Genomic DNA, 1,184 nt, shown 5'->3' with positions numbered 1-1,184 from the left:
ACGCGACGCCGCCACACTCGTCCGCCGCAACTGCGCTGGCCGTGGCCGGATGGGACCCGACGCGGAGCTCGCCGATGACCACCTCGATTCCGGTTGCGAGCCAGTTCAATTCCTCGGCACGCCGGTCGCGTTCGAGTCGCCGACGATAGCGCCGCCATCCGGTACTGCCCGCCACCGCTGCTGCGCTCACAGCCCAGATTCCGCCGAACCACCACACCGCCCCTGCCGCAACCAGAGCGCAGTACGCCGGCACCAGCCATCGCGGTGCGCTCGACGCCGTCCGCACTTCGCTGGGTAGCCGACGGAAGCTGTTCGGCCACAGAGCAACTGCCACAGCGAGGGCCATCACCGCGGCCGTCATCGGGCGTCACCGCAGCGGCGGTCGAGCAGTTCGAGGAGCCGACCTTCGCCCGGCGTCGGGTCGGCATCTACCGACCAGGCCGGCGCAATGTGCACCCGACCGGTCGCGTCGACGTCGACCACCCCGATCTCACGGAGGCGTCGGGTACCGTCGGCGCTGCGGTGGACGTGCAGCACCACCTGAACCGCCGCGGCGAGTTGACTGTGCAGCGCGTCTCGCCCCATTCCACCCAGTGCTGCAAGAGCTTCGAGTCGAGCGGGTACCTCGGCCGGGGAGTTCGCGTGAATGGTTCCGGCTCCACCGTCGTGACCTGTGTTGAGCGCCGTCATGAGGTCGATCACCTCCGCCCCGCGCACCTCACCGACCACGAGGCGATCAGGTCGCATTCGCAGCGCCTGACGCACCAGTTGCCGCACCGATACCTCACCCACCCCTTCGACATTGGGTGCGCGGGCCACGAGTCGAACCACGTGCGGATGGGCCGGTGCCAACTCGGCCGCGTCCTCGACGCAGACTATTCGCTCCGCCGGATCCACCTCCCGAGAAGTGCCGCCAAGAGTGTAGTTTTTCCTGCGCCGGTACCGCCGACGACCAAGAAAGCCAAGCGTCCGAACACGATTCGACGCAGCAGCTCGTACCCGTCATTGGTCACAGCTCCCGATGCACGGAGCGCGGCCAGTCCCTGCGTCGCGGGTCGCAGCACCCGCAGCGACACACATGTTCCCCCGCTCGCGACCGGTGCCAGCACAGCGTGCAGGCGGACGCCGAACGCCCCCTGCCCAACGCCCGGCAGTCGCCCGTCGACCCAGGCTGTGACGTCGTA

The 1,184-nt window shown here is 68.8% G+C and carries 2 pseudogenes; both read right to left on the bottom strand.

Annotation, left to right across the window (positions count from 1 at the left end):
- A pseudogene (locus tag RHBS_RS27885) lies at positions 1 to 361 on the bottom strand (secretion protein F); the annotation flags it as partial.
- Positions 358 to 1,118 (bottom strand): annotated as a pseudogene (locus tag RHBS_RS27880) (CpaF family protein). The pseudogenes RHBS_RS27885 and RHBS_RS27880, both read right to left, overlap by 4 nt.
- Positions 1,119 to 1,184: the final 66 nt, after the last annotated feature.

This window comes from Rhodococcus sp. BS-15 (genome assembly GCF_000813105.1).
Classification (GTDB): Bacteria; Actinomycetota; Actinomycetes; order Mycobacteriales; family Mycobacteriaceae; genus Rhodococcoides.
Note: the sequence above shows the minus strand (reverse complement) of the source record. Positions and strands in the feature narration are given on the sequence as shown.